This is a genomic window from Sulfitobacter sp. HI0129, from assembly GCF_001635395.1.
Taxonomy (GTDB): domain Bacteria; phylum Pseudomonadota; class Alphaproteobacteria; order Rhodobacterales; family Rhodobacteraceae; genus Sulfitobacter.
The window spans coordinates 1-5,603 of sequence record NZ_LWGH01000979.1; the positions used below are offsets into that span (position 1 = coordinate 1).

Annotated in this window: 8 protein-coding genes; 2 read left to right on the forward strand and 6 right to left on the reverse strand. The window is 58.7% G+C overall.

Annotation, left to right across the window (positions count from 1 at the left end; translation table 11 throughout):
- Positions 1–180 precede the first annotated feature (180 nt).
- The gene (locus tag A3764_RS24295) at positions 181–864 is read left to right on the forward strand and encodes a hypothetical protein (protein WP_082850956.1); all 684 of its coding nucleotides are present in this window, start codon (positions 181–183) and stop codon (positions 862–864) included.
- Positions 861–1,268 (forward strand): hypothetical protein, encoded by a 408-nt coding sequence (locus A3764_RS26475; protein ID WP_161487201.1) that lies wholly within the window; start codon positions 861–863, stop codon positions 1,266–1,268. The genes A3764_RS24295 and A3764_RS26475 overlap by 4 nt, the downstream gene beginning before the upstream one ends.
- A gap of 211 nt (positions 1,269–1,479) precedes the next feature.
- On the opposite strand, the gene A3764_RS21470 is transcribed toward A3764_RS26475, so the two are convergent.
- From A3764_RS21470 to tuf, 6 genes are all read right to left on the reverse strand, one after another.
- A complete protein-coding gene (locus tag A3764_RS21470; RefSeq protein ID WP_067924341.1) occupies positions 1,480–1,776 on the reverse strand; it encodes a 50S ribosomal protein L23 in 297 nt (98 codons plus the stop codon).
- Positions 1,773–2,390, reverse strand: a complete 618-nt coding sequence (rplD, locus tag A3764_RS21475; RefSeq protein WP_067924344.1) for a 50S ribosomal protein L4 — start codon at positions 2,388–2,390, stop codon at positions 1,773–1,775. The genes A3764_RS21470 and rplD overlap by 4 nt, the downstream gene beginning before the upstream one ends.
- A complete protein-coding gene (gene rplC, locus A3764_RS21480) occupies positions 2,387–3,265 on the reverse strand; it encodes a 50S ribosomal protein L3 (RefSeq protein ID WP_082850957.1) in 879 nt (292 codons plus the stop codon). Before rplC ends, rplD begins: the two co-directional genes overlap by 4 nt.
- Before the next feature lie 14 nt (positions 3,266–3,279).
- On the reverse strand, positions 3,280–3,597 hold the full coding sequence (rpsJ, locus tag A3764_RS21485; RefSeq protein ID WP_025050499.1) for a 30S ribosomal protein S10: 318 nt from the start codon (positions 3,595–3,597) through the stop codon (positions 3,280–3,282).
- Between the two features lie 185 nt (positions 3,598–3,782).
- A complete protein-coding gene (locus A3764_RS21490) occupies positions 3,783–4,277 on the reverse strand; it encodes a hypothetical protein (protein WP_067952084.1) in 495 nt (164 codons plus the stop codon).
- A gap of 264 nt (positions 4,278–4,541) precedes the next feature.
- The coding region (gene tuf, locus A3764_RS21495; RefSeq protein ID WP_067952089.1) for an elongation factor Tu at positions 4,542–5,603 on the reverse strand (1,062 nt) is incomplete at its 5' end.

Here is a 5,603-nt window from a genome sequence, read left to right on the forward strand (position 1 = left end):
CGAAGGTCCCCGTGATGGATGTCCTTGCGAACAAAGACAGAGCCCCGGACGAATCCGGGGCCTTGCCGATGGGGTCTGTTAGGGGGGATCGGGGAGAGGGTCAAGGCATCTTTAGAACCTTGTTCTTTAGAAGCTTGTCTAGACTCATTCTCAGTGGCATTCATACATAGAGGAGTCTGTATGTCTTTCGAAAATCTCATAGGGATAGGTCTTTATACGCCAGTTGAGGCGCAGAGACTGCTTGGAGTCTCGGCTTCAAAAATTTCTCGATGGTTAAGAGGTCATGCAACGAACCAGAAGCAGTATCAGCCCCTCTGGGAACCAGAAGTAATGCTGAACGACGGGGCTGTGTACCTTAGCTTTCGTGACCTAATGGAAGTTCGCGCAGCAGATCAATTCATTAACGCTGGGGTAAGCCCTCAGACGATCCGCAAAGCGATAATTGAGGCCCGACAGGAACTTAACTTAGTCCACCCGCTATCCTCAACACGATTCCGAACCGACGGACGTACAATCTTCTTGGAGATCGCGGAGCAGGAGGCGGATCCCAAGTTATTTGATCTTTTCAAGAAGCAATATGCATTTTCAAAGATTATGGAACGTAGCCTCAAAGACGTCGAATTTGATGGTAGTGTTCCCGATCGATGGTGGATCTCTTCAAAGCGGTCAGGAATATTGGTCGATCCAGAGTATTCGTTTGGCCAGCCAATTGAGTGTGAGACAGCTATCCCAACTACAGTTCTTGCAAACGCTGCAAAGGCAGAGGGAAGTGTCGTAAAGGCAGCGCGAGCATGGAATGTCACTCCACGCCAAATTGAACGGGCCGTGCGATTTGAATCCACTTTGACGCAGAAAGCCGCTTGAAGGTCTTTTTCGATAATTGCACGTCGCCCACAATGGCGAAAACTCTTGCCGGCTTCCTTCACAATTCAGACACTGAAGTCTTGCATGCACGGGATCTCGGTCTGAACAAAGCAAAAGATGTCGATTGGATAAATCATCTAAATTCAACCGGCGACGACTGGCTTATGTTCACTGGCGATGCACGGATTAGAAGAAATCCCGCAGAAAGGGAGGCTTACCGCCGTGCAAAACTAAAGGGGGTCGTTTTGGCGGCGGCATATCAGAAAACGTCTATGAGTCGCTGTTGCGGGATAATTGTGGCAAAATGGCCAGAACTCATCGACTTCACGTCACGGATCGAGCCGCCATATCTAGTGGAACTCTCAATAAATTTATCGCCGAAATTTAAGATATTACCGATCTGAGCACTCGCATTTTGCTGCTTCAGTATCGAAGAAGGGCGGTACTATCTCGCGTTTCTGCAAATAGGCGCGCCATATTATCAATGCCAAATAGCTGACCCGCCTTCCGTTGCACAGGCGGAAGACTTAGCCGATTTTCAACTCAAAACCCTCCCAAAAGCAAAAAGGCCCCCGCTTTCGCGAGGGCCCTCCAATTCTCAAACCGAACCGCTGCTTACAGCCCGGTGCTCACGTCGATCGTGTTGCCTTCTTCCAGCGTCACATAGGCCTTCTTCACGTCTTTCCGCTTGCCCATCTGGCCGCGGAAACGCTTGACCTTGCCCTTGGTGATGGAGGTGTTGACCGCCTTCACCTTCACGCCAAAGAGCGCCTCTACGGCCTCCTTGATCTGGGGCTTGTTGCTGTCCATTGCCACTTCGAAGACAACGGCGTTCTGTTCGGACGCCATGGTTGCCTTTTCGGTGATGACCGGCTTGCGGATCACGTCGTAATGTTCGTGCTTGGCGCTCATTTCAGACGGGCCTCCAATGCTTCGATCCCCGCCTTCGTGATCACGAGCGTATCACGCTTGAGGATGTCATAGACGTTTGCGCCCATCGAAGGCAGAACATCCAGCCCCTCAATGTTGCGCGCGGCTTGGGCGAAACCCTCGTTGACCGAGGCCCCGTCGATGACCAGCGCACGCTTCCAGCCGAGGCTGGAAATCTGCTTGGCCAGCGCGGAGGTCTTGCCCTCTGCGTTCAGCTCATCGAGGATCACAAGGTTGCCCGACTTCGCCTTGGACGACAGCGCGTGGCGCAGGCCCAGCTTGCGGAACTTCTTGGTCAGCTCGTGGCCGTGGCTGCGCGGGGTCGGACCCTTGTAGATACCACCCTTGCGGAAGATCGGCGCGTTGCGGTCACCGTGGCGTGCGCCGCCGGTGCCCTTCTGGCGATAGATCTTCTTGGTCGAATAGGAGGTTTCCGAACGGGTCTTGACCTTGTGTGTGCCCTGCTGCGCGTTGTTACGCTGCCAGCGGACGACACGGTGCAGGATGTCGGCGCGCGGCTCGAGCCCGAAAAGCGCCTCGTCCAGGTCTACCGATCCGGCCTTCCCGCCATCCAGATTGATGACATCTAGTTTCATGCGTCACCTTCTTTCTTGTCTTCACCGGCGTCGGAGTTGTCCGTATCGGCACCCTCCTCCGCGATTTCGGCTTCGGCTGCCTTCAGCGCTTCCGCTTCCTGCGCGGCCTGCTCTTCGGCAAGGCGCTTGGCTTCTGCTTCGGCCTCTGCTGCAGCGGCTGCTGCGGCTTCCTCGGCGGCCTTCTGGGCTTCCTCGGCGGCGGATTTCAGCGCCGCGGGCAGGATCGCGTTCTCGGGGAACGGCTTCTTCACCGCGTCCTTGACAGTCACCCAGCCACCCTTGGAGCCGGGAACGGCACCCTTGACCATGATCAGGCCACGCGCGCTGTCGGTCTTGACGACCTCGAGGTTCTGCGTGGTGACACGGGCGGCACCCATGTGACCGGCCATCTTCTTACCTTTGAAGACCTTGCCGGGATCCTGACACTGGCCGGTGGAGCCGTGCGAACGGTGGCTGATCGACACACCATGCGATGCCCGCAGACCGCCGAAGTTATGGCGCTTCATCGCACCGGCAAAACCCTTACCGATGGATGTGCCCGCCACATCGACGTACTGACCTGCGAAGTAGTGATCAGCGATGATTTCCTCACCGACGTTCAGCATCGCATCCGCATCCACGCGGAACTCAGCGACCTTGCGCTTGGGTTCCACGGAAGCGGCGGCGAAATGGCCGCGCATCGCCTGGCTGGTCCGCTTGGCCTTGGCCGTACCGGCACCGAGCTGGACGGCGGTATAGCCATCACGCTCAGCAGTCCGCTGGGCCACGACCTGCAGCTTGTCGAGCTGGAGAACGGTGACGGGAACCTGACGCCCGTCTTCCATGAACAGCCGGGTCATCCCGACCTTTTTTGCAATAACGCCTGAGCGCAACATATCCGGTGCCCTCCTTACGACTGCAACTTGATCTCGACGTCCACACCAGCGGCGAGGTCGAGCTTCATCAGCGCGTCCACGGTCTGGGGCGTCGGATCGACGATGTCAAGCAGCCGCTTGTGCGTGCGGATCTCGAACTGGTCACGGGATTTCTTGTCCACGTGGGGACCACGCAGAACGGTGAACTTTTCGATCTTGTTGGGCAGCGGAATCGGGCCGCGGACGGAAGCGCCGGTGCGCTTTGCCGTATTGACGATTTCCTGTGTGGAGGAATCGAGCACCCGGTAATCGAACGCCTTCAGGCGAATACGGATGTTCTGGCTCTGAGCCATGTGCATATCCCTTGTTCTGGGATGTCAACGGATTGGAGGATGGCGCTCATCGCTCACCCTCATCGCGTCTTGGTATCAACCGAAACGGGGCGCGATCTGGCGCACCCCGAAGCAGTCGAGGGGCGTATAGGCGGAGTCGTTCCGGGTGGCAAGGGGGATCGGCGCGAAAAAGGGTGGGCGGACCCTTAGCCCAAAAAGAAAGAGAACGGCATGAAGAGCGCGAAGGAAAGCAGCATCAATATACCGGCGTGATAAGTATAGCCGTTCTTCTTCTTAAGGATGCGGCCCAGCACGATCTGGGAATCGATCATGCCCGAAAGCGCCTGTTTCTCGCTCGTCAGAATGGTCTCGAGGATCCCAGCACCCTCTTCCCGCCCAAGGAAAATCTTGCTTGGCCAATCATCCGCGTTGCTGATCCGGGGAAACAGGGCCAGTCCGGCGGTAAAGACGCTCGCGGCGGCAAGGCCCAAAGACACGAGATACGGAATGAGCGGCAGGATGGCCGGGTCCATCGATTTGCCAACCTCCAGCAGGTAGGCAATGAAGGCGACGCCGCCACCCGCCAGCAAGGTGGCCCGCCGGTCAGCCGCATCGATCCTCCCGGCCATGTAGAGCACGAATGGCGTCAGCAGGGATGCCGCGAGCTGTGCCGAAACGGCTTCTTCCTTCTGATCGCTCATACCTGCCTGCTTTGCTCCCATCCTGAAGTTATTCGCGTGGCCCCGCCATTGCTTGGCCATAAAAGCGACGGGAAGCTTTTAACGCAACTTCCAACCGCCAAAGCCTACCAAAATTTATCGAACTGCCCCCCCTTCCAAATGGCAAATCATCCCGGGGGTCCGGGGGCAGCGCCCCCGGCCTCGCCCGGCATCCAGCAACGCAAAAGGGCCACCCCCACTGGGGATGGCCCTCTTTCTGTCTGACAGGCGGTAGGCCCTTAGGGCTTACTCGGTGATCTTGCTCACAACGCCGGCGCCCACGGTGCGGCCACCTTCGCGGATGGCGAAGCGCAGACCGTCTTCCATCGCGATCGGCGCGATCAGTTCCACGTCGAACTGCAGGTTGTCACCCGGCATCACCATCTCGGTGCCTTCGGGCAGCTGAACCGTGCCGGTCACATCCGTAGTGCGGAAGTAGAACTGCGGGCGGTAGTTGGCGAAGAACGGCGTGTGACGGCCACCCTCTTCCTTGGTCAGGATATAGGCCTCGGCAGTGAACTTGGTGTGGGGCTTCACGGAGCCGGGCTTGCACAGCACCTGGCCACGCTCGACGCCTTCACGGTCGATACCGCGCAGCAGCGCGCCGATGTTGTCGCCCGCTTCACCACGGTCCAGCAGCTTGCGGAACATCTCGACGCCCGTGCAGGTCGTCTTCTTGGTGTCGCGGATGCCGACGATCTCGATCTCGTCGCCCACGTTGATCACGCCACGCTCGACGCGGCCCGTCACAACCGTGCCACGGCCGGAGATCGAGAACACGTCCTCGACCGGCATCAGGAAGGGCTGGTCCACGGCGCGCTCGGGCGTCGGGATGTAGTTGTCGACCTCTTCCATCAGCTTGCGGATGGAGTTTTCACCGATCTCGGGGTTCTCGCCGTTCATCGCCGCCAGCGCGGAGCCGGGAATCACGGGAATGTCGTCGCCGGGGTACTCATAGGAGGACAGCAGCTCGCGGATCTCCATCTCCACCAGCTCGAGCAGTTCCTCGTCGTCCACCTGGTCGACCTTGTTCATGTAGACGACCATCGCCGGGATGCCGACCTGACGGCCCAGCAGGATGTGCTCGCGGGTCTGGGGCATCGGGCCGTCGGCCGCGTTCACCACCAGGATCGCGCCGTCCATCTGCGCCGCACCGGTGATCATGTTCTTCACGTAGTCGGCGTGGCCGGGGCAGTCCACATGCGCGTAGTGGCGTGCTTCGGTCTCGTATTCCACGTGCGCGGTGGAGATCGTGATGCCGCGGGCCTTCTCTTCGGGCGCGCCGTCGATCTGGTCGTAGGCGCGGAA